Below are 26,357 nucleotides of genomic sequence, written 5' to 3' on the forward strand. Positions count from 1 at the left end.
ATTTTAATGAAAAAATTAACCGCATAATTAATAATCGAAATTTAGAATAACTCTCTTGTTTTATAGGGGTCAAAACAGAACGTTTCTAGCACATAATGACTGCGTTGCACTTGTCACCCTACGGGACTTATTGCTCTCCACTTCCTTAAGCCCCTCTATTCTTGCTTTCTTTTTCTCCGTTTTTCTTTTTGAAAACATTTTTTTGAGGAGACTGGGAAGAAATAAAAATAGTAGTAATCATAAAATTTTTAGATCATGGCACACCATTTAAATTACAATGAGCAAACAAAAAAACACAGTTTTTTTAGCACAAAGGAAAAAGCATGGCACAATCTAGGGCAAGTCATTCAAGACTACCCCACAAGCGCGGAGGCAATCAAACACGCAGGCCTGGACTACGAAGTCGAAAAAAGAAAACTTTTCACAAGCAGTCTCCAGGACATGCGCATAGAAGTCCCCAACTTTTTCAGTACCGTACGCACGGACAACGATACCGTTTTGGGAGTGGTAGGTAAAGACTACCAAATCGTACAGAATAGAGATGCTTTTTCTTTTTTTGACAGCATTGTGGGTGGCGACGGTATGCTCTACGAGACAGCTGGAGCATTGGGTAATGGGGAACGCATCTTCATAACTGCCAAGCTACCTGACTATATCCGTGTGGGTAATGATGACCTTATCGAAAAATACCTGTTCTTGACCACCTCCCACGATGGAAGTGGAAGCATTACCGCTGCTTTTACTCCCATCCGTATCGTATGTGCCAACACTCTCAATGCAGCATTGCGAAACCAAACTAATACTGTTCGCATACGCCATACTTCTAACGCAAAACAAAGGCTTGAGCAAGCACACAAAGTCATGGGAATTTCTGATCGCCTAGCTTTACAATTGGAATCAATTTTTAATAACTGGACAAAAGTACGTATTTCAGATAATGAAGTAAAAAAGCTCATTCAGTCTGCTCTGGCTCCTAGTAAAGAGGTTCTTAAAACCTTACAAGAAGGTAGAACAGAGGACCTATCAACTTGTTTTATTAATATGGTAGATAATGCTTACGAATATGCCATGAGCGACCCTACTCAACTAATGAACACCACCAAAGGCACGGTTTTCGGAGCATATAACGCCATAACAGGATACTTTCAAAATGTACGTTCTTATAAGGATAATGAAGCAAAACTAGCCTCTATACTAATGGGTGGTACCGGACAATTACGTGTGCAAACTGCTTTTGATCTTTGTACCAATTATGCTGCAAAGGGTACTATAGTAGAACTAAACTAACACAATAGGACAGGTAGAATATACTGCCTGTCCTATTTATAATTATATATAATTTTAAATGACAATGATCCTGAAAAGTCAGCGATAGCAACCTAAGCGAAATGCTGCAAGAAAGTGCGTCGCCCCGCAATTGGCCTCCCTTTGGTCAGAACAATTGCGGGGCGGTAAGAGTTACATGATTACTTTCAAACTGTAAATTAAGCGTTTACGATATAGACTTAGGATATGCAAATAAAACCTGCAGGATAAGTTACGCTACATTGTCGTAATTAATGTTATCGTTAAATTCTTCTATAGTTACATAATTCAAAGCGGAATGTCTTCATTTTCTGTTCTACCCAATTTCAATGTATTGCTTCGCCTATTCGCTTCGCTCAGGTCAAAGATTTCCAGTTTCATTTTTCCTTTAGAAATCAGTTTGTTCCCATAAATCAATTCCGTTTTCAAAGATTTGAAGAAGCTTTCCGCTACTACATTATCCCAGCAATTTCCTTTACGACTCATATTGCGGGATATTTTTTTACAGGAATCAAGAACATTTACAAACTTTTTACTGGCATATTGGACACCTCTGTCAGAATGAAAAATCAAAACTTGAGCAATATTTCGGTTTTTAACCGCCATTTTTCAAGTTTTAAGTGAGGTTTCATCTGTACTCATTTCCTCGCTTAAACTCCAGCCTATGATTTTTCTATCGTACAAATCCATAATAGTCGTCAGGTATACAAACCCTTCCTTGGTATGGATATAAGTAATGTCTGAAACCCATACTTTTGAAGGCATTTTGAAAAGAAATTCTCTGTTTAATACATTTTCGACAACTAAATAATTATGATTCGAGTTGGTTTTTACTTTGAACTTCTTGTATAATTTGCTTCGTAAACCTTGCTCTTTCATATATATTGCCAATGTAATTCTTGAAGTTTAATAACCAAAACTTTGAAGTTCTAATGTTATTCTGGGACTTCCGTATCGTTACTTGGATTCAAAATAAATCGATATTATTTGTTCTTTTATTACCATTTTTTGTTGCTGTCTAACGGTGATTATTTACTCTTTCCATCGGTAATAACTTCCGCTGTTCACTTATAGAACTTTGCACATTTTTTCAATCGGGAATAGTTGTTCATTTCTTTTTTTAATATATCACGTTCTAACTCGGCGTCTTTGAGTCTTTTCTCCAGTTCGTAGATTCTTTCTTGCTCGGGAGTTAGTTTTAAATTTCCTTCCCCAGGAAAACTTCCTTCTCCAAATTCCTCGGACTCTTTACGCCATTTATACAACTGTGGTGCTGTGACTCCCAACTCTCTGACGAGTTCTGATACATTTGTTCTATCATAACTTAATTGAACGGCTTTATCTTTAAAAGCTTTGTCATAAATTTTACGGACTTCTTTCATAGGCTAAAATTAAGATTATTTCTTAACTTTCTGTGATGGCTAAGTTAGCATGTCCATCTAACATATAGTCCTTCAAACTTACTTGCCTGTCTTGAAATTAAAATATATAATAAAATGACACAAATAAACTCTTATTTTATATATAAAAAAACATGCCTTTCTTTTTTATTTCAATCGAAATATAGATATTCGTATTAAATACAAGAAATCCATGAATGATTACTTAATAGGTATAGGAAAAAGAATTAAAGACATTCGAAAAAAAAATAAAAAAACAATTAATACTGTTGCCTCTGATGCAAAAGTAAGCAATGGACTAATCTCAAGAATTGAAAATGGCAGAACCATTCCTTCTCTACCTGTTTTACTGAGTATAATTAATGCTTTGGAAGTGGAAGTATGTGATTTTTTTGAGGGTATGTCAAATACTCCTGAAAATAATTATATCGTCTCTCGTAGTCAAGACAATGCAATTATCGAAAAAGAAGATGAGGCCAAAGGCTTTGCTTATAACTATATTTTCGGAAAACAGCTTTCTTCTTTAGGTTTTGAAGCCGTGTTACTCGAAATACAACCCAACTCTCAGAGAGAAAAAGTAGAAACAGATGCGTATGAATTCAAATACATGCTTTCTGGAGAATGTATTTATACTATTGGCGATGAAGAAGTACTATTAAAAGAAGGTGACTCTATATTTTTTGATGGAAGAATACCGCACGTCCCAATCAATAGAAGTAAAACAGCCGCTAAAATGTTAGTACTTTACTTTTTTATATAACTCTCGAAAAAGCTTAAAAAAACTCTCCTAATTAGTTAATCAAAAAGGAGAGTTAAACAAAAAACAAATGAAAAAAATTATAAGAGTATTGCTCTCAGTTCGGTTATACTGTCTAAAATATAACTAGGATTGGCCTTTTGAATCTGTTCTCTCGTTTGTGCCCCTGAAAGAACACCAACAGTAATACCACAATTGGCATTTTTACCCTCCTCAATATCTATTGCTGAGTCTCCCACTTTCATCACTTTTTCAGCATCAAGCACACCTGTATTGCTCATTGCCAAAAGAATCATATCCCCTTCTGGCCGTCCATTTACAACATCATCAGCCGTTACTAACCCATCAATGGTTTCTCCAACAATCCAACCTAGTTTTTCTATTAATAAATTAGCTGTTTTGCGGTCATAGCCCGTATTTAAAACTACTTTAATATGATTTTTTCTTAAATCTTTAAAAAGCTGTTCTGTGCCTTCAAAACTTTTAATTTCTAGAGTATCATAGGCGCTTTTTAGGGCTATTTTAAATTTTGAAAAAGCTATACTAGCTACTAAACTTGTATCCGTTAACGAGGTACACTCTTTTAAAACTGCAGTTATCGCCTGATGCTTTTCTTTTCCTGCACCGAACTTCAAGACTTGATCTAAACTAACATTAAACCCTTCGTCATTAATTACTTTCTGTACTGTTTTGTAAACGACATTATCCTCGTCTACCGTTGTTCCGGCCATGTCAAAGACCACCAATTCCATTCTTTTTTTCATTCTTATTTATTAAAAATTTTATTAATATTTCCTTTTGAGAATCCAGCGCTACCCGTCATTCCCTTTCCTCCTATTCCAGTTATAATATGGATGTGTTCATCAATGGTTTCCTCAAAAATATCTTTGGTTTTACATTGCGAATACATGCCATACCATCTGTTTTTAATCTCATAATTAGGTAAATCAATTATTTTTTTTGCTTCTTGTATCATGAAATTATCAATATTCATATCTAAGTCAAAACCCAAATCATCTTTATTTTTGGCGTCAGCATAATGATGAGAATCTCCCAAAATGACAGAACCATCGGCCGCTTGTTTAAACAATATATGTACACCCCATTTTTTTTCTAAAGCATCAGGGTTTTCTTTTGCTTTTATCGTTTTAAAGGATGGACACTCATAAAATGCCTCATACCTTCTAATGGACAAACCAGTTAGTATTGATCCTGGAAGAACATAATTTTTTTGTGGCTTCGTCTGCATCATCTGTAATTTAGAAACCTCTAAATCGCTTTTGTTAAAAAGTTCTGGATACAAATTCTTAAACTCATTCCCGTTGCAAATAATAACTTTACTTGCAGAGAATTTCTCATTTGCCGAACTTAAAATCCTGACTCCGTTTAAAGTTGATTCACAATTAATAATACTTGTATTTGTGATTAGTTTTAAACCCATTTTTAGGATCATAAATTCTTGTAATCTGTAAATCATAGTTCTGGGTTCCACAGTAACTTCTTCAGGAAAAAATAACCCTGCTTTTACATAGTCGGAACGCAAACCTGGATATTTATCCAGACATTGCTGCTTAGTCAACAAATATGATTGATAACTATTGGCTTTATTGATTCGGTACAACTCATCTATGAGCTGTATTTCTTCCTCATTCGATGCCAAATAAACAGATCCATTTTGCCGAATAGAAATATCAAATTGATTTTGAATTTCTTTATAAATACTCAAACTTTCTCTACCATAAGATTGCCATTTAGAGTCCATTCCAGAAGGTACCACTTGTCCAAAATTTTGAATAGTGGCCCCTATTGGTTTTTTATCTTTTTCTATAATAGCGACCCGAAGTCCTTTTTGTAAAGCATGATAAGCATGGAAAGTTCCCAATACACCACCACCAATAACGATAAGGTCATAAACTGTTTTCATGGAATTCTAATTTATAATTTGTACTGTGTTTTGTATGTTGTTTATATTTTTTATTCAAATAAATAATAGAGCTTGTAGTCACAATCAGTCCTATTCCTGCAACTAAATAGGCTCCATACATAAAGAAGTTCAACCAAGATAAAGTCGCTTGTCCAAAGTTTTTATAAAGTAAAACAGAAACACTGCCCAAATAACCAAAAGCATCAGCGATGTAAATTAAAAAACCTGCATTACCTTTAATCTTAAAGGCCCCCATAAAACGGTCAAAAAAGAGACAGTTAAAAGGTACATAACAAATGTATAACCCGAAACCTGAAACGACCATCCATGTAAATGGGTTTAAACTCCCCAAATGAAATAAGAATGTAGAAATACCTATTGAAAGGGATCCTATCAATAACAAAATCTGATAAAAAAGTAATGCTTTCATGTTATCTCTAAAATAAAAGGCAAGACCCAAGACTAATAATACAATAAAAGCGACTAATGTTTCAGAACTTGTATAAACTCCGATATCCCCTTTATATCCGATACTATCCCATAATTCTCTTGCGAAATTGTCTCTAAAATCTCTGAAGGCTGTTAGAAAGGTATAAAACAGTACCCATATCGTTATTGGAAATAAAAATTGAATTAATAATTTCTTCCGGTCTTTTCCAGTCATAGGAACACGCTCCGATCGCAGCTCAATATCTTCTTCGTTTGGCTTTGGAATTTTTTCTAACAACCAGGTAAAAAATAACAAGGGCAAAACAAATAGTAAACCTGTTATGGCGGGCATCCAAAACTGGGAAAAACCCCAGGATGACATCACTAAAAGTCCCATTGATTTTACTACTCCGCTAGAAACTATAAAACTGGTACTTAAAGCCACTCCTAATATCTCTGTGAATTTTCGACCTTCTAGATAGGAAAATACAATTCCCCAAATCATTCCTAAAGGAACTCCATTGATAAACATAAAAAATATATTATAAGGTCTGGGTACCACGGCAAATAAAACTAAAGCTAGTTCAGCTATTAAAATTAAGGTTAGAAGATAATAGGCTCTTTGGCTTGCCTTTAATTCTGAAACCACTTTAATACCTATAAACTTAGAAAGTACATACCCCAATACCTGTGCAATAATTAAAATAATCTTGTAATCAATATGAAAAACTTCCAAGCCTTCAAATGTCGCTACACTAAAAGGTTTCCTAAAAGCATACATACAGAAATAGGCCCCAAAAGAAGCTAACGAAGCGTTCAGTACAAATGGGATATTTGATTTTTTTGCTGACTTTTGCATTAGTTTTTATATACTTTTATCACTTTTCCTTTCATATCAGTATCCTTTGCAGCACCTTCTAAAAGATGTAATATTGTGGGTGCGATTTGATTGCTATATAACTGTTCCTTTGATGCTATTTCTCCAAGTGTTTCTGCACCATTCCCAAAAACAACTAACCAAACTTGGTCTGCCCCAACGATATCCGATCCGTGACTTTTCCATGTTTTTAATGGCTGAGTTCCGCGTCCATGATCAGTAGAGATAATAAAAACCGTGTTGTCCTTATAAAAAGGATCCTCTTGAGTAAAACTCCACAATTCTTTTATCAAAGCATCTGCGGTATGTGCGGATTTTAAATACGCATCGTATTTTCCATCATGAGCAAAATCATCGGTTTCTCCATAAGAAACGTAGACCAATTCAGGATGCTCCTTTTTCATATACTCCAAGGCGTAATTTGACGTAAAGGCATCTAATCTTACTGATCCCCAAGGTGATGGGATTTTAGATTGCAAATCATTTAAAAATATTTCTCTATCTGAAAGAGTTTTGGATTTTGATGTTTCAAAACCTGCATTTACAGGAATTCCCGAACGCTCTTCATTTATAATAAAAGGAAATACATCCCAACTACCAAAAGCAGCCACTTTGCCCTTGTATTGTGGCGTATTATTAATTTTTTCTAAGACTGTTGTATTAGGATTATTAATTTTAGCATTACTCTTGATTCGTTTATCATCCGCTACTCCTGATAATATTTCGTTATATCCAGGATACGAAAACCACATGCTATTTGTTAAATTAACATTGCTCCCCAAATTTCTATTACCATGAATTTGCCCCATTGTAACCACTTCATTCCAAAGAAAGGGCATTAACACTTTTCTTCTATCTTCTGGAGTTGCTCTCCAAAAATGTTTCTTTAACTCCAATGTATCTTCTACATATTCCTTATTAGCAATCAGTTTAGCATCGGCTCCAGTAAATAATTCTTGCCATCGGAAACCATCTAAGGTGATTAAGATGACTTTTGGCTTTTTGGTTTCTGTTTTCTCTTGTGCCTGAGTTCCAAAAAAAAATATTGTTAATAAACTTGTTAGTACGATTGATCTTTTCATTTTATTATATTTTTTGATGTTGTACCATCGTTAAACTTTCTTCTAAAATTTGTAAAGCTTCATTTAATTCTTCTCTACTAATGGTCAATGCTGGAGACAATTGTAAAACATTTCCCGCCGAAACTTTAAAACTAAGACCACTCTTTAAACAAGCGTACATTACTTTTTCAGCCTCAGCAATCGCTTTTTCTTTTGTGACCCTGTCTTTCACTAATTCTATTCCCCACAAAAGACCGATACCGCGAACATCTCCAATGAGTGAAAACTTTTCCTGAAACCCACATAATTTCGATTGCATATAAACCGCATCCTCTTGTACTTTTACTAATAGATTATTTTCTTCAATAAATTGAATCGTACTGAGGCCAGCAATTGCACCAACAGGGCTTTTTTCGTGGGTATAATGGCCCAAAGAAATAGAGCCAAGAACGTTATATTCATCTCTGGTAATTATAGCAGCTTGCGGAAAAATACCGCCGCCCAAGCCTTTGCCTAAACACAAAATATCGGGTTCGATATCATAATGTTCAAAAGAAAACATCTTTCCGGTTCTGCCTAAAGCAATTGGAATTTCGTCTAATATCAATAAAACATCATATTTATCACAGAGCTTTCTTGCCTCTTTCCAAAAATGTTTCGATGGAATTTGGACATCGGTATTTCTAATTGTTTCCACTATAAAAGCTCCGATATCTCCCTCTTTTTCAAAAACATATTCTAGGTATTCTAAACATTTATTTTCATTATTTTCAAAAATACCACGGTAAGTAACTGGAGGAGGAATTCGTTCAATCCCGGGCAATAACGGCCCCATATATTCTCTAAAAGCTGACTCACCTCCCACACTGATTGCATCTAAAGAAGCCCCATGAAAAGAGTCCCAGAAAGAAACAACTTTAAACTTTTTAGTTATGGCTCGCGCCAATTTCAAAGCGATTCCCACCGCGGAACTTCCGTTTGGCGTTAAGAGGATTCTGTTTAAACTTCCTGGACATAAACTGGCTAATTTCTCTGCAAAATTAATGGCAGCTTCGTTTGTGAACCTTCTTGGAGAAAAAGATAAACTTTGTAACTGAGCAGTAATATTTTCAATCAGTGTAGGATTCGAATATCCTATTTGATGAACGTTGTTTCCATGAAAATCATAGTATTTTTTACCTGAAATGGAGGTAATACTAGCGTCACTGCAATCACTTAAAACATCCAGACAAGGCGTTGACAAGGCCTGATGAAAAAAATAACGGGCATCTTTATCTAAAAGTGCTTTTGTCTTTTCATCGACCGTCGTTGCCAACCAATCGATACGCGCCTCGCTCAGATTGATATCGCCTTCGGTTACACTGTTTTTGGAATTTTCTTGCTGCATTTTAAATTTTCTAAAGCTCTTGAGCTGTTAAAATAGTCGTTGGAAGAATCTGTTTTGGTAGAGTTCTGCTTTGGTAAAAAACGTCTAACCAGCCCCCTCCGCCTCCGTTGAACCAAACAATTTCTAAAGGATAAATTCCTGCTTTTAAGTGAATTTTACCTGCTTTTTCTTCTACACCGTGATCTCCATCATTATTTACAATCATTTCATTATTAATTTTCAGAATACTACCATCGTCTGAGCGCGTAAAAAAACCATAGGTATCTTCTTTATCAATAGTAATGTTGGTCTTAAATCGAACTACGGTGTTGTCTTTTATAGTCTCTTTTATTTCATCTGAAGTAATCTCAAAACAATTTCCTTTGGCATTTGGAGTTAAACTTTCTAAAAAGGGAACAGTCTCTAAATTAGATAAGTAAAAAACTTCATAAGAAACAGGCATTTTCAAATTAGACCCTTTTACTCTAAAAAAAGCTTCATTGACCATACTGTTTATTTTCAAATCTTTAAAAATCGCACTTTTTACCACTGCATTTTGAGATACTTTAAATGGCTTTGTGTAGCTATTAGAAGTATTAGAAGGCATTGATCCGTCCACTGTATATTTAATAACTCCTTCGTCATTTGCATTTTCTATCACTACTGTGGCTTCATCATTATACAAACCACCTGCTTTTTTAGCTAACACCGCTTTTGGTAAAATAATTGGTTCTTTGAGCCTTTTGACGATAGGATATTCATTGGATTCATTAAAACCTATAAATGCATTTTTAACCGGTTTACCAATACAAGCCATAGGCAATTTTAGACCGAAAGCAAAAGCGACTGTTGCTGCGTTGTCATATTGATAAACAGGATCGATGATTTTAAAGTTTTTCTTAATCGATTTTCCCCATAGAATAAAAGGAATCTCAATTTCCTGTAAAGATTCACCACCATGCCCTTTTCCTATTCCACCGTGGTCAGAAGAGATAATAACCAAGGTTTTATTTGCCATTTCAGAATTTTTTACGGCAAGCATCACTTCTCCTAAAAGAGCATCCGCTTTTTCTACAGATTTGTAGTATTCTGGGGTTCCATGTCCAAATTCATGTCCTGCATGATCTACATGATCGAAATGAATAAAGATGAACGTAGGTTGTTTTGATTTTAAATACGCACTCGCTAGTTGAGCGGTTTCGTCTTCTGTTTTAGGGCTAATATCATAATCAACAGCATTCTTTTCAAATAGCCTTCCAAAACCATCCCAATGGTAAATCGCTCCTATTTCTGCATTTTTTATTTTGGTATTAACCAAATTAAAAATAGTGGGAAATAGAAAATCTTCGCTTTGCACCACAGGAGGCAAAACAAAATTATTTTTCTCCCAACTGTTAGATGTTATACCGTGTTGTTCTGGTCCCGCTCCCATAATCATAGAAGCCCAATTAGTACTAGAGCTTGTAGGCAAAACAGATCTGGCATGCATCGTTGACGCACCTTCACTTATTACTTTATCAAAATTAGGTGTTTTGGCATTTTCTAGTCCGTTTGGACTCAATCCATCAAAACCGATTACAACCACATGCTTAATTTGGGGTGATTTTTGTGCTTTTACTGAAACACAAGACCAAAGGGAGAATATCCCTATCGCCATAATAAAATATTTTGTTTTTTTCATGTTACTATTTAATTAGCCACATTGCTGCATTGATATCATCAGAGCCTCCAAATTGTGAGCTTACTGCCGCTTTCACATTGGAAGAATTATTTTCAAATTCGCTTACAGGATATTTCCATCGTAATGGAATTTTACTAGCATTATTATTTGCAGGACCAACATCAAAGCGTGGAACACCCGTTCTTCTATAATTAAAATAGGACTCACGACCAGAATTATTAAAAAACGATATGTATTTTTGAGTTAAAATCTGATTTAATCCAGTTGCATTATTTCCTTTATAGCTAACATTTGGATTTAAAAGAAAAGCATCTATATCATCCTGTACTACGGCATAAAATTGCATTGATGCTTTAATTCCATTCAAATAATGACTTTCAGCATTTTCACCACTAATCCATCCTCTATTTATTGCTTCTGCAATAGTAAACTCTTGTTCTGAATAACCAATTTGAATGTATGGCTCTCCTTTAAAGTTACTGTAATATCTAGATTCATTTGGATAACTATATTTACCAGCATCTGAATCTGTTTGCATTTGTCCTTGCTCATCTCCACTATTAGCAGCAACGTAGGCATTCAAATTTTTTGGATCATTTGCATTAAAATAAAACGGAGCTGGGTCTGCCACAATATAGATTCTTGGATCATTATTGCTTTTAAGAATATTTAAATAGGTAGCTCCCATAATATTTCTATTTCTATTAAATCCATAACTACTAGGATTCAACTCATACCTATTTCCTTGTTCGTCAGCAAAATTTCGTACCATATTATCCTCTACTCCTCTTAATATTGGATATTTAGAAGGATTAGAAATGATAGTATTAAATTTACTAGCAACATTTAATTCACTGTTCCTTTTACTTAAGTTTATCAATACTCTTAAATGAAAAGAGTTAATAGTTCTTTGCCATTTGTCTAAATCGCCATTAAAGAAAAAATCGCCTAAGACTTGTGAAGTTCCTACCTCAGCTTTTGCTGTAGTAATTTGATCGTTTGCAGCCTCTAACAAATCCAAAACAGCGATATATACCTCTTTTTGGGAATCATATTTTGGTTGTGTTATTGAAATTTCGGCATCGGCTTTTAAAGATTCACTTAGCGGAATATCACCAACTCGTTTAGCCATATAATCGTAAAAATAAGCTTTAAAAAACTTAGCTAACGCTTCGTATTTACTTTGATTATCTAGTCCTTGAGCTTCTTTTTCCATCGCAACAACAGTAGCCAGTGTTTTGTATCTATAACTATTTATAGCTCCCCAATTATAATCTTGGTTTCCATAGTAATCAAATGAAATTACCCAAAACTGATTGTCTCTTTGAGCATCACTCCACGGACCTTCATCTCCAACATTATTTACTACATTTAGCACCTCTGACAGTAACATTGATGGTGGTACGCTTGTAGCCTTATTTGGATCATCAGTTAAATCTTCAAACTGAGTACAAGAAAACAAGAGTGTTGTTGCGATTAGAAGTGTTACTCCTTTTTTTAAATTATATATTTTCATCTTTTATTTATTTAGAACTTAAGGTTTATATTTAATCCGTAACTCTTTACTGTTGGTGTTTGTAATGGAGATCCTTTTTCATCATTAAACTGATCTAAATCGATATCTTTATGCTTAGCGAAATAAATTAAATTTCGTCCTATTAAAGAAATAGAAGCATTGTTAATAAATGTTTTTGTTAATATTTTCTTAGGAAACGTATAGGTCAGATTAACTTCTCTTAATTTAAAAAATGTTTTGTCGATAATGTTGGCAGCTGTTTGTCCATTATACGATTTTGAAAAATCCTGATAAAACATTTTTGTTGCATTTGGGGCAAAAGTACGGGTGTCTGAAATCACATTCCCTTGTCCATCCGTAGTTAAGGCGCCACTCGAAACCACAACAGCATCAGCTACATAAGATTTTATTCCCTGAACATCATTAGCTCTTTCTGGAGTATCAGTTCCTACTTGTCTACCACTTTGCCACATTTTTCGAGCGACATAATCTTCAATTTTTCCTCCATATCGACCATCTAATGAAAAATCCAAAGAGAAATTCTTATAACTTACATTATTTGCTATACCAGCAGACCATTCAGGAGCTGCATAGCCAATTCTTGTTTCGTAAGCATTTTTTAATGGCTTACCATCAGATCCGACAATCAACTGACCATCAGTAGTTCGCATAAAATCGGTGATGTAATAAGCATCAACTCGATCTCCAATTTTAATTTGCCCGTTGTTAGTTATCTCTCCATATACCTCTTCTAAATACTCTTTATAGGCAGACCAGTTTATTCTAACATTCCAGCTGAAATCTTTCGCTTTTATAGGTGTTGCTGATACCGCTAATTCCCAACCTTTGGTTCTTGTAGTAATCCCATTTTGTTTTTTTGCATTATATCCTGAAGCTTCAGAATACTTTAAATCAAAGATTTGTGGTCCATTTTTATTTTCATAATAGGTAAGATCAATACCTAATTTATTATGAAATAATTGTGTTTCTATACCAAACTCTGTTGAGGAGTTAAAAGCTGGCTCTAAATTTTCATTGGACAAAACAGAGTTTACATAAGCTGGATTATATGTTACACCACCTACTGTAAAAGGACTATTTAATGCATACGTATTTAAGTTACTATAAATGTCTAATGAACTTCCTACTTTTGCAAACGACCCTCTCAATTTTAAGAAATCTACGCTAGGAATATTAAGTACTTCACTTAAAACAGCACTTAAAGACACTGAAGGGTAAAAGAAAGTATTGTTTTTTGCTGGTAATCTAGAATCTTTATCAACTCTACCAGTTGCACCCAAAAATAAGAACGATTTGTAGGATAAATCAGCAGATGCATAATATCCATAAGTTTCATAGTGACTTCTATAGCTTGAAGGTTGAACGGGAGTTTGTGTATTACTTAAAGTATAAAGTCCCGGTACTATTAAATAGTCTGTAGTAGCATAGGAGTCTCTATATTTCTGAATATTTATATTTGCCCCTAAAGTTGATTTTATTCCAAAATCGCCAAACGTATCATCATAGTTCAACATAAAATCAGTATAACTTTTTAATTTATAATTATACCATTCTTTATAATCTCCTTGCGCTTTTTCTCTACCATAAGTAGTCATAGAATAAGGGAATTTTTCGTTTTTAAACTCATTCTCCAAAGCTGCATTAGTTCTAATACTAGCATCAAAATCATCAGTTATTTTATGTTTGAGAGTCACTTGTCCTGTATACCCGTTTGTTTGAACACCTTTCAACCATTCATAAGCCATAAAATAAGGATTGTTGTAACGCGTATATTCAAAATTCTTTTGTTGAGCACCTTCCTTACCCTCTTGCCAATAATTTCTAAGATCTCTAACGTCATAATCAGCTCCTCCCCAAATCAGCATATTGTATATATAACTATTGGGACCATATTCTACATTGGGATTATTAGGTGATGTTTGAAAATTAAAATTAGCACTTGCATCTATAGATGTTTTTTTGCTAAAATTGTATTTACTACTTAAATTGAAATTATAGATATTCAATTTTGTATTAGGATTAATTCCCTTTTGATACGTATGTGACAATGAGAAACGAATATTTCCCTTATCAAATTGAGATGCTATGGCAAGGTTACTAGTTTCTAAAATCCCCATTTCCATAAAATTATTAAAATTGTTTGCTCCTCTGGCTAACCACGGTGTTGGCACTAAATTTCCATCTCCATCTAATGGGCTATCATATTGTGTAATTAACTGCCCATCAAACTTTGGTCCCCATTGGTCATAATCTGCATCATTAACACCGCCTCCTTTACCGTCTTTAAAGGCATAGTTTCCATAAGATCCAGGACCATAACTATTTTGTGTTTCTGGAACTGCATTAAATCCGCCTTGAAATATGGTGTTTTGATTAAACTCTACAACAAAACCACGACTATCTTTCGTACCTCTTTTAGTAGTAATCTGAACTGCACCATTTCCTCCATCTGATCCATATAATGCTGCAGCATTGGCCCCTTTTAATACATTTATACTTTCAATATCATCCGGACTAATATTATAAGTATCGGTTCCTAAAGGAACACCATCAACAACTATCAAGGGTTTTTTTCCACGTAAATATAATTTTGGCGCAGTGAAAAATTCTGCTGAAGAAGCTACTACTAAACCGGAAACTTTACCTGACAATGAGTTCATCACGTTTGGATCTCTAGATTTTGTTAAATCTCCTTTTACTTCTTGGACCGAATATCCTAGTCTCTTTTTTTCTTTTTTAATCCCTAAAGCAGTGACAACAACTTCTTCTAAATTTTCAGAGTTTGCTTTTAGTGTGATTACGGCGCTTTTCAGTTTTGAGGTATTAAAATCAACTGAATTAAAACCGATATAAGAGATTGTAATAATCTCATACCCTTTTGGTAATTGTATTTCAAAATTACCATCCATGTCCGTTCCTGCTCCAGTGGCATTGCCTTTAACAAGTACTGTTGCCCCTGGTAGTGATACATTTTGTTCATCAACCACTTTTCCCCTAAAAAGGGTGGTTTGTGCAAAAATTAAGGATGTCGTAAACATCAATAATAAATTCATTACAATTTTAAATTTTTTCATCAGATAATTAAATAGTTACTATTAGTAAATTTTGTGGTGTAAAATTGGTGTTTATTTTAATATTAGTAAACTTTTACACTTTAATAAATCTTTAACAGAGCTTTATTCTATTGTCAATTAAATGTTATGCAATGACAAAAAAAAGGAAAAATAAGAATGAGTCTATTAAAATGAAATTAAAAAAATAAACCAATAAAACAGCCCAACAAAATCCCCCTTAACTGGAGTAATTCTGTTGGGCTGTTGCTGAAATAAAAAAATAACGAGTTAAATACTATTGCTTTTTCTCTCTATTTTCTAATCGATAAGCATCTTGCTCTTTACTATCTCGAAACATATCTTCTACATTATCAATTTTAGGTGAGTCTTTAAGTGCTTTCCAATTAAATTTTTCATCAAAAGGATCTAATGCTTTTTGAGGATTAAAAACTTTAGGATCAACTTCTAAAGCATTGTACGGTTTATAGTTTGGAATAGTGGTAAAAAGATCACTTAAATCAGTTGCACCTGCATCATATTGATTTAAATAAGGCATGTTGAGAATATTCCAAAATGATTTAAATATACTGCCAAAACTATAATGTTGATGACCTACATAATCTCTTTTTACCCAAGGAGAAATTAGCATCAGAATACTTCTATGTGCATCAATATGATCGACTCCATTTTGTGCGTCATCTTCAGTAATAACTATTAACATGTTTTTCCAATACGGTGTATGAGATAAATATTCTACAATTCGGCCCACAGCCAAATCATTGTCGGCCATATAGCTTTCTCTGAAAGGATATCCGGCTTCTGGGCGATCATCAGCTCCATGGTCGTTTGGAATTATAACCGTTGAAAACGGAGGCATATTCCCATTGCCATTCATCCATTTCTCATCGAATTCTTTAATGAATTGATCAATCCTGAATTGATCAGGTATGGCTGTATTATATGTTGGATACATTTTAGAAGTCCTTTCGAATAAAGGTTCGGGCATTGGAAAGTTAACAAATTGTTGGATTCCCGTATATTTAAATTCAGCCTTGTATAAAGCTGGTTCGAACATAATGCTGAAACCAAAATTATAAAATTCAACCTTATGACGAGCCAAATGATCCCACATCGATCCTGCTTCATTATAATCTTCCGGATAAATGGCTCCTGCAGCGCCATTCATTGCAAAAACTCCAGGCGCTTTTGAATCTTTTTTAAAGCTGCGATTACCTCCATAACTTGCTGCTGTAGCGGTTTCACACCATTCATTAGGATACGTATTGGTTAGCCAACGATGACCGTCTGCTGAAACATCGGCATCTACATAAAAATTGTCCGAAAGACTGAATTGTGTGGCTAAGGCCAAATGGTTAGGCATCACCGTAGTATTGGAAACCGAATCTGTTTTCTTTCGGTTCGAAAAAGAAGCATTTTCGCCATATCGTGCTATTGTTGCATCTCCGTCTCCTTTCTTAATCTGACCAAAAATTTCATCATAAGTTCTGTTTTCTTTCGATATAAATACAATGTGTTTAATTGGGCTTTCTTTCTCTCCTGGAAACAAAGGAATTGGATTATTTGCTCTTTTGTTAAAAACAGAATCGGTCGCATTGGTAAATAGAAAGCTATTAGAAACAACCTTGTTTGTCATCTCTTGCAATTGTTTGTCTTCTGGGATAGGAACGACTTGCACAGTTCCTTTCATTAACGAACCTATATAACTACCGTCAGGACCTAGTTTATAAGTAGCGCCTCCATTAGGACCGCTTCCAAAACCTTTAGCATTGGCAATGATTAGTTTTTTTCCATCTCGACTTACTTCAATTTTAGAAGGAAACCAAGCCGTGGGTATATGTCCTAAAACTTTTTGATCTGCTACATTAATTACTGCCACAGCATTTATTCCAGATTCCGCTACATACAAACGTTTTTGATCTGGGCTTAAAGCCAATCCAAAAGGAATCACGCCCCGAAATTGCTTTACACGAGGATCTAGTTTCAGAGGAATGGTATTAACAACAGAATCCTTTGCAATAGAAATAACCGAAATATTATCATTAGTACCATTACTAACAAAAACATAATCATCAGTCGCAACAATTGAGTTGGGACTGGAACCTCCCACTGCAGGAATACCTTCTACTAAAGCACCAACCAAATTTCCCGTTTTAATTTTCGCTGCTACTTTTGGCTGTAAAGTATCTTCAATATCTATGGCAAATATAGAAAAGGCATCAATTGCATTAAGCTCCCCTAACCCTTTTATAGCTATGGTATCATTTTGAATACCCGTTTTCATTTCTTTAGCACCATACGCAAAAGCAGGATAGTTAATTGATTTTATCTTAGCGTCTTTTTCGTTACTTTCTTTTATATAAGAGTATTCGAACATACCTACATTAACGACATAGACTTTTTTCTCATCTGGTGACAAACAGATACCAAAAGGATAACGTCCAACAGGAACAGAATGGATCAGGGTTTTAGTCTCCGTGTTCATAATTAGCATCCTAAATCCTATTTGATCCACAGCATACAGGGTTTTTCCATCTTTAGACAACTTCATATCTCCAATATAACCATGGCTATAATCACTATCTTCAGAACTAAAGGAGCAATCGATAGAGTCTTTTTTTACACCCGTATCGACATCAAACAAATACACTTTGTTTTCTTGCCCACCAGCAACATAAATCGTTTGATTATCTGGTGCAATTGCTAAACCCATAAATACAGAAGCCAAAACGCCTTTATCCGTAGCTGGACCCGGAGGAATTTGCTGTACTACTGGATTATCCGACAAAACATCTCGAATAATAGTAATCGACAAAGGATTAGTTCCTGAATTTGCTGTAACGGCAACATTTCCATTTGGACTTAAAGTCAATCCGTAAGGATGAGGCGCAGTTATTATATTTTTTCCGGCGGGAGTAATAAAGCGACCGTTCGGAATTACCGTTATTCCTTTTTTATCAATATTTGTTATTTGGTTTCCGCTAGGTGCAGATATAATCCATAATATCTTTTTTGACACCTCTTTTTTAACACCACTACATCCCACAAAAAAAAGGAGTAGAAATAACGATAGAATAATTGTTTTCATGATTTTTGTATATAGAGTATGTTTTTTGCTTTTGACACAAGGTCCTTGGTCTTCAAATTTATTGAAAAGAACATTGGATTAAGTAAAGTTCAAAATATATCTTTACTATTTAAGATTAAAATCAATTTATTTTAGGTTTTATATCAATAGCGACAAAAATATAAGATTAAAAAATTTGCGTGCTATTTTAAATATCAACGTAGTGTTACTATACTGTTATATAAATAATTTTTAATTGATTTATAGATTTAAGTGTATATTAACTATAAAAAAAAATGCTCAATAGTTAATCAACTATTGAGTAAAGCAATAGACAGATTATGAGAGCAGACACCAAAAACTTATGTATTTAATCGAAAGATATACAGCGCATAACAGGAAAAAGTTGTTTTCAAAACATTATACTATTACAAAATATAACACAGTGGATATGCAAATAAAACCCGCAGTATTAGTTAAGCAACATTTTTGAAATTATTTTTCTGTATCCAGAATTCTTCAATTGTTTTGTAATCTAAAGTAGAATGCCTTCTTTTTCGGTTATACCATATTTCAATGAATTCGAATATATCGAGTTGCATTTGCTCTTTTGATATAAGGGTATTACCATAAATCTGTTCCGTTTTCAAAGTCTTAAAAAAGCTTTCCGCTACTGCGTTATCCCAGCAATTCCCTTTTCTACTCATACTTCGTGTAATCATTTTATAGGAATCAATCACATTGGTAAACTTCTTGCTCGCGTATTGAAGGCCACGGTCAGAGTGAAAAACTAAACCTCTTTCAATGTTTCTGTTTTTAACAGCCATTCTCAAAGCTGCCAAGGAAGTCTCCTTTACACTCATCCCATTGCTTAAACTCCAACCTATGATTTTTCTATCGTAGAGGTCTAAAACGGTGGTCAAATATAAAAACCCTTCTTTTACTCGGATATAGGTGATATCTGACACCCAAACTTTTGACGGTTCTGCAACCGAGAACTTCCTATTCAAAACATTGGGGACAATTAAATGGTTATGCGTAGAATTAGTTGTAGCCTTAAATTTCTTGCTTAATTTACTTCGTAAACCGAGTTCATTCATGTATTTGGCAACAGTAATTCTTGATGTTTTATTGCCTAAAAAAGCCAATTCTGCCGTTATTCGGGGACTTCCATATCTTTGTTTTGAATCGAAATAGATCGAGGTTGTTATTTCCTTAAGAAGCTCAACCCTTTGTTTTCTATCTGAAATAGACCCGCTTTTCCATTGAAAATAGCTTCTTTGACCAACTTGTAATACTTTGCACATCATTTCAATCGGAAATATCTTTTCATTGTTTCTAATGAAAGTATAAATCATCGACCGTTTTTGGAAAAGATGCCTATTGCTTTTTTTAATATATCCCGTTCTATCTCCGCATCCTTTAGCTTTCTTTCAAGTTCTGAAATCCGCTTCTGCTCTGGCGTTTGTTTTACATTGCCGTTACCAGGAAAACTTCCTTCTCCAAAATCTTCATACTCTTTTCGCCATTTATATAACTGTGGAGCGGTAACTCCTAATTCTCTGGCTAATTCTGATATATTTGTTCTCTCATAACTCAATTGAACGGATTTCTCTTTGAAAGCTACGTCGTAAATTTTTCGATTCTTTTTTCATAAATTAAAATTAAGGTTTTTATTCTTAACTTTTTATGCGGGTAAAGTTAGCAAGTCCATTACTGAAATTCTGCTCTAATAATACACTAATAGTATACCTTTGTTCACTGGTTAAATGGCTCATTATTTACAACTTTGGTCAGGAGTAAATAAAGACAATTTATTCCATTCGAAGGAGAGGACTTAAATGTCCTTTCTTTTGAAAAAATTATCCTATCTTTTTTCCTGAGAGTTGCATTAATTAATTGAATCTAGTTACCAAAAAAACAAGAAACACGAGATTATATACAATATACTGTAAAAGAAGAATTGGGTATCGGTTTTATTAATCCTGAAACCAAGAATAGATATATTGAAATTGTGAATGAATTAGTGAGAAATGGTGCCGAATGCATCATATTAGGTTGCACCGAAATTCCAATGCTGATAAGTCAAGAGGATTTTAATGTACCAATATTTGACACAACAAAAATTCATTCACAAGCCATTGTTGAATACATATTATCTTTAAGTGAAGAGACAAAATAAGAAAGCCGAACTGCTAACAGCTAAGGGTTCGTTGCATCAGAAAGTCAGACAATAAACTGGCGGTTGAACGGAGCCGATTATACTTCTAGCCTTATGGAGTTATCGTAAAATAGTTAGGCGAATTTCGAGAGGATTTACAGTCCTCTTTTTTTATAAGTAGAAATCGGTCTGGTTTTCCCGTGTTTTTCTTCACTTTTTCCAGTTGTTCGTAGAGTTAAATACAAATTCCCCTGTTCTTTTTTATCTTTCCAAATATGTTGATGAATAGACTCTATTGACACACAAATCAATCCGTTTTTTGAGCAAACCCTTATTATTTGTTTTGGACTTAACTCCTGATGGAGTATTCTTTATTCCTCTCTTTAATTCCTACTATTAAATCATTTCTTTTGGTTTTTCTTTTTTGTCGTTTATCATAATTACGCTGGGCTAAATCACAATTACGTTTTAGTTCTCGCCTTAAAACTGACTTATTTTTTTTAATAACTAATGCTATTTCGCTTTTTTTTTTAAAATTCTGTTCTAATCATACAGTAATCGTATATCTTTGGTTATCGCATAAATGGCTAATTATTTACAACTTTTGTCAAGAGTAAATAAAGATAATTTATTCCATTCGAAGGGCGGGACTTAACGCTTTAGGAACGTTGTAAATTCCTTTTGGTACGTTGTTGTTCTATTAATTTGTTATTTTATGATCAAAAAAGCTATTTCTCTTTTCTCCTTTTTATTTCTATTTTTATCATTGACAGTTCTGTGCTTGTTTGTCCCGCTACAGAAGTGTTTTCTTCAGCACTACGAATCAAATAAGGCATAACGTCCTTTACATGGCCAAACGGCAAATATTTTGCTACATTATAACCTTGTGCTGCTAAATTGTAACTGATATTATCACTCATCCCATGCAATTGACCAAATCAGATTCTGTTATCATTATTTTTGATTCCCATTTCCTTCATCAAACTCATTAAAGTATAAGAACTTTGTTCATTATATGTTCCTGCAAAAATGGACATCTTATCTAAGTGTTCTATCATATAAAGAACCATCGCATCATAGTTTTGATCTGTGTTTTTTTTGAAGCACAAATTGGTGTAGGGTATTCTTTTTCTTCTGCCCTGATTTTTTCTTTTTCCATATAGGCACCACGAACCAATTTCATACCTATGAAAAAACATTCTTTTTCGGATTGTTTGTGTAGGCTTTTCAAATAATCCAAACGATCCCAACGGTACATTTGTAAAGTACTAAAAACTAACGCTTTATTCTTGTTGTATTTTTGCATCATTTGTGTAACCAAATCGTCAGCTGCATTTTGCATCCCGCTTTCTTCAGCGTCTATAAGTAAAGCTACATTTTTTTATATGCTTCACTGCATGCTAAATCAAAACGAGCTATTATTCTATTCCATTCTGCTTGTTCCTCTGTGGTTAAGGCTTGTTTTTTACCCACTTTTTCGTACAAACCAATACGCCCAAAACCTGCAAAAGGAATTGCCTTTCGTTTTTTGGCAAATTTAATTGTTTTTAAAGTCATTTGAAGAGCTGCATCAAATTGATCTTCCTCCTCTTTACCTTCAACAGAATAATCTAATACAGCAGAGACTCCTTTGGTAAACATTTTACCCACTACACTCAAACAATCCTCTTCATTAACACCTCCACAAAAATGGTCAAAACAGTCACTCGAATTAATTTTTCAACCGGAAGCTTTAGTTTTATTGCAAAATTTGTAACTGCAGTTCCAATTCTAACTAACAGCCTATTGTCAATTATTTTAAAAAGAAAATAAGCTCTGTCAAGTTCGGAATCGCTTTTTAATGCAAAAGCCAATTGTGTATTATTAAATATTTTAATCATTTTTTTTATTTTTTTCGCACTATTTGAACCACTTATTTGATTTTTTGTTAAAATCAAATCTTTATGAATTACGTTTTTAGGTTAGATATTCAATACCTATTTTCCCATATTAATTTAGCCGATACAAAATCTTCTATAGCAATCCCAACTGATTTAAAAAGTGTAATTTCACCATCATTTGTTCTTTTATGATTTTTATCTTTACATAAGGTAATTAAATCACCTTTGATACATTCTGAAGTGATAAATCCTTTTTCAAGGCACTGATAAATTTATCCTGCTTTTTGGGTGTTGCTTTTAGGTGGAGAAGTAATTGCCGTTTAGGCGGATGTAAGCAAAACAGCAGATGTAAAAAATCTTTTTGACCAAGCTATTTCACGTTTTGGTAGAATTGATGTGTTAGTAAATAATGCGGGTATTATAATTAATTAAAGATACAACCGACGAAGATTTTATACGTCAGTTTGACATCAACGTAAAAGGAGTTTTCAACGCCTTACGTGAATCATCAACTATATTAGTAGACAACGGAAGTATTATTAATCTTTCTGCCTCCATAAATCATATTATGTTACCGACTTATGGTACTTATGTTGCAACAAAAGCCGCTGTAGAACAATTGAATAGAGTTTTTTCAAAAGAAATTGGCGATAGAGGAATTAATGTAAACTCTGTTTCTCCTGGAACTACAAATACCGAACTTTTTACTTTTGAAAAACCTCAAGAAATTATAGATCGTTTGGCTTCTCTTTCACCTTTTAACAGAATTGAAGAACCAGGTGATATTGCAAAAATAGTACTCTTTTTAGCCAGTGATGATGCAAAATGGATCAATGTTCAAAATATTGGAGGAAATGGAGGAATGTCATAATTGATAAAAAAAATGATAAAAACTATTATTTTAGGATTTTTTGAAGCAATTGCAGTTACTATAGCTTTTGTATTGCCATTGCCTACTTCGACCATATTCTTATTTTGGGTAAGTTAATATCTTTTTAGTAAAACTATTAAAAAGATAATTTTAATTTTTATTCAAATTGTTTTAGGGGTAATCATGAGTGCTAATCAAGAAGCACTGTCTAATCTTATTGGTGGTCTTTTTATTGTTTCTTTTAAACTTTTAGAATAGTCCAAATTATCAAAAACGAAGAATATATGTTAATACATACTGTTACTTATATTACTTCCCGCTAAACAATAATTAGAGAATAAAATGATTATGATTCACAATGCTAAAATCAATTAAGAAACATTAATTAGATCTATTTAAATTGAAACCTATACCAATGAAAAATCTTACCTTATTAATATTATCAACCCATGATAAATCTAAATTAACAGGCCCCAACAATGAATTATACGATAAAGTAGCTCCTGAAGATAAAAGAAAGCTCGTTTCTATAGAATCCTCCCATTTACCCTTTGCTCTAAATACATTTTCTAAATAATCGTTAAAGTTATGAAAGCCAACAGAGGCTACATTAAAATGAGGAGTTATATAAACTTTGCTTATCCCCGTTTTTACCTGTAAACCTAAATTTAAATTCATAAACTGACTTGCTAATAGTTCTCCTTCATATAATCCTGGAAATACAAAGTTTTCATTTCTAGGTTGCAATGCAACTCCTCCAAGAAAATATTTTGCACCCACTCCATAATTGCTAAAAGAAACATCATTATCCTTTTCATAACCTTGGAATGTTAAGCCTGTTCTTGCTCCCATAATCGCAGTTGTATTGCCATTTAATATAAATCTTTTTTCGAATTCAAGCTTTAACTTACTAAAATTATTTGTAGAACCACTAATATTAGAAAGATCTGAATTGTAAAAACTAATATGAATATCTGTCTTTAAAGATCGACTTATAGAACCTTTTAGCATAAAACCATTCGTTGGAAAAAACACTTTATCAAAACTATTCTGAATATAATGAACATCGATTTCCGTAGTATAATAATCGTACTTATTCAATTCAAAAACGTTGGCGTTATATTTAGGATCTATCTTTGGTTTTAAATGTGTATTCTGGTAATTAATCCCAACTCCAACATAACTTTTTAAAGAATTAATATTTCTATTTATTTGATTATTAAATTCAAAGAAACGATACTTCATATTTTCAACACTTTCTCCACTAATAAAAATATCTTGTTCTATTTGTTGCCCATAAAATTCTGTTCTCCACCACCATTCTCTATCCGAACCAAAATTCTTTTGATGTTGAATTCTAAATCTAGGTTCCTCAGCAATATCTAGCGTTACAAGTGTACGGGAAGCATGACCTATAATATTTCTACCTGTATAATTCATAATTAATCCTACTCCATGATAATTATCATAATGCAAAGCACCATTTATTTGATGTTTAGATTTTTCAAAAACATTTAATTCTAGCCCTTTTTTACTTTCAGCTATTATAGAGGTAAATGTTATGTGACTGAAAATCGTTGTTCCCATAGCTCTATTTATACCTTTTAAAATGTCTTGTCGTATATATTTTTTATTTGCTTTAATATTTGTTCTAGCTTTCACTAATGCAAGATTACTCTTGCTTATATTATTATAGACAATGGTGTCTAAAACAATTTCTTCTTCTATATTAGGTAATTCGTGGGTTAATTGCTTAAAACCCTTTAACTTTTTTGATAAATCAACAAGTGCGTATAAGTTTTGAATTGTCGCAATTTTACCTTCTTCATATATATCTTCACAACTATCAAAATCTCCTGTAGAAAAGGTTAAATTTGGTGTATGGTCAATCAATATATCGCATAAAGCTTTATTTTCAGGATTCTTTAGATTACTATGTAGCATCCCTGTTTGAAAAAGTAAAGTTACTATATTGTCTAACTTTTCTTTTGGTTCCATACCGCCACCTACATCACTACCGATAATGATATCAACATTTAAGTTTTTAGCTATATCCACCGGAAAATTATTAAGAACACCACCATCAATCAAAAGTGTGTTTTCATATGGTACTGGCATAAAAGCTCCAGGAATAGACATACTAGCTCTCATTGCGAAAGCTAAATCGCCTTTGTCAAGAATTACTTCTTTTCCATTCACGATATCTGTAGCTACAGTACGAAATGGAATTGCTAGTTTATCAAAATCAGTGTTTTTATAAACAGGATATGTTAAGTTAGATAGAAAAGACCTAAGATTTTGATCATTTAAAAGAAATGGGGTTATTTTTATTTTACTTTCTTTGACTCCAGTTCCAACTAAATATCTTCCAAATTCGTTTTTCTCCTCGACACTAACATTGTTTAAAGAAACACTACCTCCAATTAGTTCATCCCAATTCGCGTTTTTTGCAATCTTTTCAATACTATCACCAGAATATCCCATTGCATATAATCCTCCTACTATACTTCCCATACTATTTCCAACTACTAAATCGGGAACAATACCCAAAGAGTCGAGTACTTGCAAGATTGGAATATGTGCAATCCCTTTTGCACCACCACCACTTAATACTAAGGCAACTCTTGGCTTTTTCTTTTCAATAGGTTTCTGAGCGAGTAAAATAGTAGGAAATATAAGTAAAAGTACCAGAAAGAATGCAAGTTTTTCAATTCTTGAAATATAATTCATTATTTTTAATATTTAATGTTTTTTGATAAGTTATTTATTTGAGTAAACCTTTGGAAAATTCTACAATAAATGAGATCATTGAAATACTTAGGAGACGCCACAGTTTGATGGTTTATACATTTATAAAGATAATTTCACAGAAATTCCATTAGAATACCCATTTAAAACTGATAATTCTTCTATAATATTCTCATTCCTAGTACTTCCAATTGGGTTAATTTTATAAAATATGAATGCAAA

The 26,357-nt window shown here is 33.4% G+C and carries 20 protein-coding genes and 2 pseudogenes; 5 read left to right on the plus strand and 17 right to left on the minus strand.

Annotated elements, in window-relative coordinates; translation table 11 throughout:
- The first annotated feature begins 255 nt into the window (after window positions 1-255).
- A complete protein-coding gene (locus tag QO182_RS17050) occupies window positions 256-1,287 on the plus strand; it encodes a DUF932 domain-containing protein (protein WP_371542577.1) in 1,032 nt (343 codons plus the stop codon).
- A gap of 306 nt (window positions 1,288-1,593) precedes the next feature.
- On the opposite strand, the gene QO182_RS17055 is transcribed toward QO182_RS17050, so the two are convergent.
- The 3 genes from QO182_RS17055 to QO182_RS17065 all read right to left on the minus strand — a co-directional run bounded on the left by QO182_RS17055 (window position 1,594) and on the right by QO182_RS17065 (window position 2,687).
- Window positions 1,594-1,911, minus strand: coding sequence for an IS3 family transposase (locus tag QO182_RS17055; RefSeq protein WP_371562977.1), 318 nt, complete (start codon window positions 1,909-1,911; stop codon window positions 1,594-1,596).
- Window positions 1,912-1,914: 3 nt separating this feature from the next.
- Window positions 1,915-2,184 carry a DDE-type integrase/transposase/recombinase gene (locus tag QO182_RS17060; protein WP_371562979.1) on the minus strand — a complete coding sequence of 90 codons (270 nt, stop codon included), beginning with the start codon at window positions 2,182-2,184 and terminating at the stop codon, window positions 1,915-1,917.
- Between the two features lie 185 nt (window positions 2,185-2,369).
- On the minus strand, window positions 2,370-2,687 hold the full coding sequence (locus QO182_RS17065; RefSeq protein WP_371542573.1) for a transposase: 318 nt from the start codon (window positions 2,685-2,687) through the stop codon (window positions 2,370-2,372).
- Between the two features lie 211 nt (window positions 2,688-2,898).
- On the opposite strand from QO182_RS17065, the gene QO182_RS17070 reads away from it, so the two are divergent.
- Entirely contained in the window at window positions 2,899-3,465 is a 567-nt protein-coding gene (locus QO182_RS17070) for a helix-turn-helix domain-containing protein (RefSeq protein ID WP_371542571.1), read from the plus strand.
- 77 nt (window positions 3,466-3,542) lie between these two features.
- Here QO182_RS17070 and QO182_RS17075 read toward each other — a convergent pair whose 3' ends face one another.
- The 11 genes from QO182_RS17075 to QO182_RS17125 all read right to left on the minus strand — a co-directional run bounded on the left by QO182_RS17075 (window position 3,543) and on the right by QO182_RS17125 (window position 20,075).
- Window positions 3,543-4,226 (minus strand): phosphonatase-like hydrolase, encoded by a 684-nt coding sequence (locus QO182_RS17075; RefSeq protein WP_371542568.1) that lies wholly within the window; start codon window positions 4,224-4,226, stop codon window positions 3,543-3,545.
- A gap of 2 nt (window positions 4,227-4,228) precedes the next feature.
- Entirely contained in the window at window positions 4,229-5,386 is a 1,158-nt protein-coding gene (locus tag QO182_RS17080; protein ID WP_371542566.1) for a TIGR03364 family FAD-dependent oxidoreductase, read from the minus strand.
- Window positions 5,370-6,674, minus strand: coding sequence for a DUF5690 family protein (locus QO182_RS17085; RefSeq protein WP_371542563.1), 1,305 nt, complete (start codon window positions 6,672-6,674; stop codon window positions 5,370-5,372). Before QO182_RS17085 ends, QO182_RS17080 begins: the two co-directional genes overlap by 17 nt.
- Window positions 6,674-7,774 (minus strand): alkaline phosphatase family protein, encoded by a 1,101-nt coding sequence (locus tag QO182_RS17090; RefSeq protein ID WP_371542558.1) that lies wholly within the window; start codon window positions 7,772-7,774, stop codon window positions 6,674-6,676. The genes QO182_RS17085 and QO182_RS17090 overlap by 1 nt, the downstream gene beginning before the upstream one ends.
- A 4-nt stretch (window positions 7,775-7,778) precedes the next feature.
- Window positions 7,779-9,140 (minus strand): aspartate aminotransferase family protein, encoded by a 1,362-nt coding sequence (locus QO182_RS17095; RefSeq protein WP_371542556.1) that lies wholly within the window; start codon window positions 9,138-9,140, stop codon window positions 7,779-7,781.
- Between the two features lie 10 nt (window positions 9,141-9,150).
- Window positions 9,151-10,800: an alkaline phosphatase family protein gene (locus QO182_RS17100; RefSeq protein ID WP_371542553.1), complete on the minus strand. Its 1,650-nt coding sequence runs from the start codon at window positions 10,798-10,800 to the stop codon at window positions 9,151-9,153.
- A 4-nt stretch (window positions 10,801-10,804) separates the two neighbouring features.
- A complete protein-coding gene (locus QO182_RS17105) occupies window positions 10,805-12,316 on the minus strand; it encodes a SusD/RagB family nutrient-binding outer membrane lipoprotein (RefSeq protein WP_371542551.1) in 1,512 nt (503 codons plus the stop codon).
- Between the two features lie 11 nt (window positions 12,317-12,327).
- Entirely contained in the window at window positions 12,328-15,411 is a 3,084-nt protein-coding gene (locus QO182_RS17110) for a SusC/RagA family TonB-linked outer membrane protein (RefSeq protein ID WP_371542548.1), read from the minus strand.
- Window positions 15,412-15,685: 274 nt separating this feature from the next.
- Entirely contained in the window at window positions 15,686-18,496 is a 2,811-nt protein-coding gene (locus QO182_RS17115; RefSeq protein ID WP_371542544.1) for a hypothetical protein, read from the minus strand.
- A gap of 455 nt (window positions 18,497-18,951) precedes the next feature.
- Window positions 18,952-19,833 (minus strand): IS3 family transposase, encoded by an 882-nt coding sequence (locus QO182_RS17120; protein ID WP_371562982.1) that lies wholly within the window; start codon window positions 19,831-19,833, stop codon window positions 18,952-18,954.
- Complete coding sequence (locus tag QO182_RS17125; protein WP_371542538.1) at window positions 19,830-20,075, minus strand: transposase; 246 nt, start codon at window positions 20,073-20,075, stop codon at window positions 19,830-19,832. The genes QO182_RS17120 and QO182_RS17125 overlap by 4 nt, the downstream gene beginning before the upstream one ends.
- A gap of 363 nt (window positions 20,076-20,438) precedes the next feature.
- On the opposite strand from QO182_RS17125, the gene QO182_RS17130 reads away from it, so the two are divergent.
- Window positions 20,439-20,657, plus strand: coding sequence for an aspartate/glutamate racemase family protein (locus QO182_RS17130; RefSeq protein WP_371542537.1), 219 nt, complete (start codon window positions 20,439-20,441; stop codon window positions 20,655-20,657).
- Between the two features lie 707 nt (window positions 20,658-21,364).
- Here the strand turns inward: QO182_RS17130 and QO182_RS17135 are convergent.
- A pseudogene (locus QO182_RS17135) lies at window positions 21,365-22,516 on the minus strand (proline dehydrogenase family protein).
- A gap of 89 nt (window positions 22,517-22,605) precedes the next feature.
- A complete protein-coding gene (locus QO182_RS17140) occupies window positions 22,606-22,788 on the minus strand; it encodes a hypothetical protein (protein WP_371563001.1) in 183 nt (60 codons plus the stop codon).
- Window positions 22,789-22,885: 97 nt separating this feature from the next.
- Between QO182_RS17140 and QO182_RS17145 the strand changes: the two are divergent.
- Window positions 22,886-22,948, plus strand: a pseudogene (locus QO182_RS17145) (hypothetical protein); the annotation flags it as partial.
- 37 nt (window positions 22,949-22,985) lie between these two features.
- Window positions 22,986-23,387, plus strand: a complete 402-nt coding sequence (locus QO182_RS17150; RefSeq protein ID WP_371563003.1) for an SDR family oxidoreductase — start codon at window positions 22,986-22,988, stop codon at window positions 23,385-23,387.
- Window positions 23,388-23,768: 381 nt separating this feature from the next.
- Here QO182_RS17150 and QO182_RS17155 read toward each other — a convergent pair whose 3' ends face one another.
- Window positions 23,769-26,117 (minus strand): patatin-like phospholipase family protein, encoded by a 2,349-nt coding sequence (locus QO182_RS17155; protein WP_371542532.1) that lies wholly within the window; start codon window positions 26,115-26,117, stop codon window positions 23,769-23,771.
- Between the last annotated feature and the right edge of the window lie 240 nt (window positions 26,118-26,357).

Source organism: Flavobacterium sp. Arc2 (genome assembly GCF_041431385.1).
GTDB lineage: Bacteria > Bacteroidota > Bacteroidia > Flavobacteriales > Flavobacteriaceae > Flavobacterium.

Bases quoted from the DNA above. Each gene is read 5' to 3' on its own strand.
- QO182_RS17115 (WP_371542544.1), bottom strand. From the start codon at position 18,496: ATGAAAACAATTATTCTATCGTTATTTCTACTCCTTTTTTTTGTGGGA.
- QO182_RS17090 (WP_371542558.1), bottom strand. From the start codon at position 7,774: ATGAAAAGATCAATCGTACTAACAAGTTTATTAACAATATTTTTTTTT.
- QO182_RS17085 (WP_371542563.1), bottom strand. From the start codon at position 6,674: ATGCAAAAGTCAGCAAAAAAATCAAATATCCCATTTGTACTGAACGCT.
- QO182_RS17155 (WP_371542532.1), bottom strand. From the start codon at position 26,117: ATGAATTATATTTCAAGAATTGAAAAACTTGCATTCTTTCTGGTACTT.
- QO182_RS17070 (WP_371542571.1), top strand. From the start codon at position 2,899: ATGAATGATTACTTAATAGGTATAGGAAAAAGAATTAAAGACATTCGA.
- QO182_RS17120 (WP_371562982.1), bottom strand. From the start codon at position 19,833: ATGATTTATACTTTCATTAGAAACAATGAAAAGATATTTCCGATTGAA.
- QO182_RS17095 (WP_371542556.1), bottom strand. From the start codon at position 9,140: ATGCAGCAAGAAAATTCCAAAAACAGTGTAACCGAAGGCGATATCAAT.
- QO182_RS17060 (WP_371562979.1), bottom strand. From the start codon at position 2,184: ATGAAAGAGCAAGGTTTACGAAGCAAATTATACAAGAAGTTCAAAGTA.
- QO182_RS17065 (WP_371542573.1), bottom strand. From the start codon at position 2,687: ATGAAAGAAGTCCGTAAAATTTATGACAAAGCTTTTAAAGATAAAGCC.
- QO182_RS17050 (WP_371542577.1), top strand. From the start codon at position 256: ATGGCACACCATTTAAATTACAATGAGCAAACAAAAAAACACAGTTTT.
- QO182_RS17055 (WP_371562977.1), bottom strand. From the start codon at position 1,911: ATGGCGGTTAAAAACCGAAATATTGCTCAAGTTTTGATTTTTCATTCT.
- QO182_RS17100 (WP_371542553.1), bottom strand. From the start codon at position 10,800: ATGAAAAAAACAAAATATTTTATTATGGCGATAGGGATATTCTCCCTT.
- QO182_RS17080 (WP_371542566.1), bottom strand. From the start codon at position 5,386: ATGAAAACAGTTTATGACCTTATCGTTATTGGTGGTGGTGTATTGGGA.
- QO182_RS17110 (WP_371542548.1), bottom strand. From the start codon at position 15,411: ATGAAAAAATTTAAAATTGTAATGAATTTATTATTGATGTTTACGACA.
- QO182_RS17075 (WP_371542568.1), bottom strand. From the start codon at position 4,226: ATGAAAAAAAGAATGGAATTGGTGGTCTTTGACATGGCCGGAACAACG.
- QO182_RS17105 (WP_371542551.1), bottom strand. From the start codon at position 12,316: ATGAAAATATATAATTTAAAAAAAGGAGTAACACTTCTAATCGCAACA.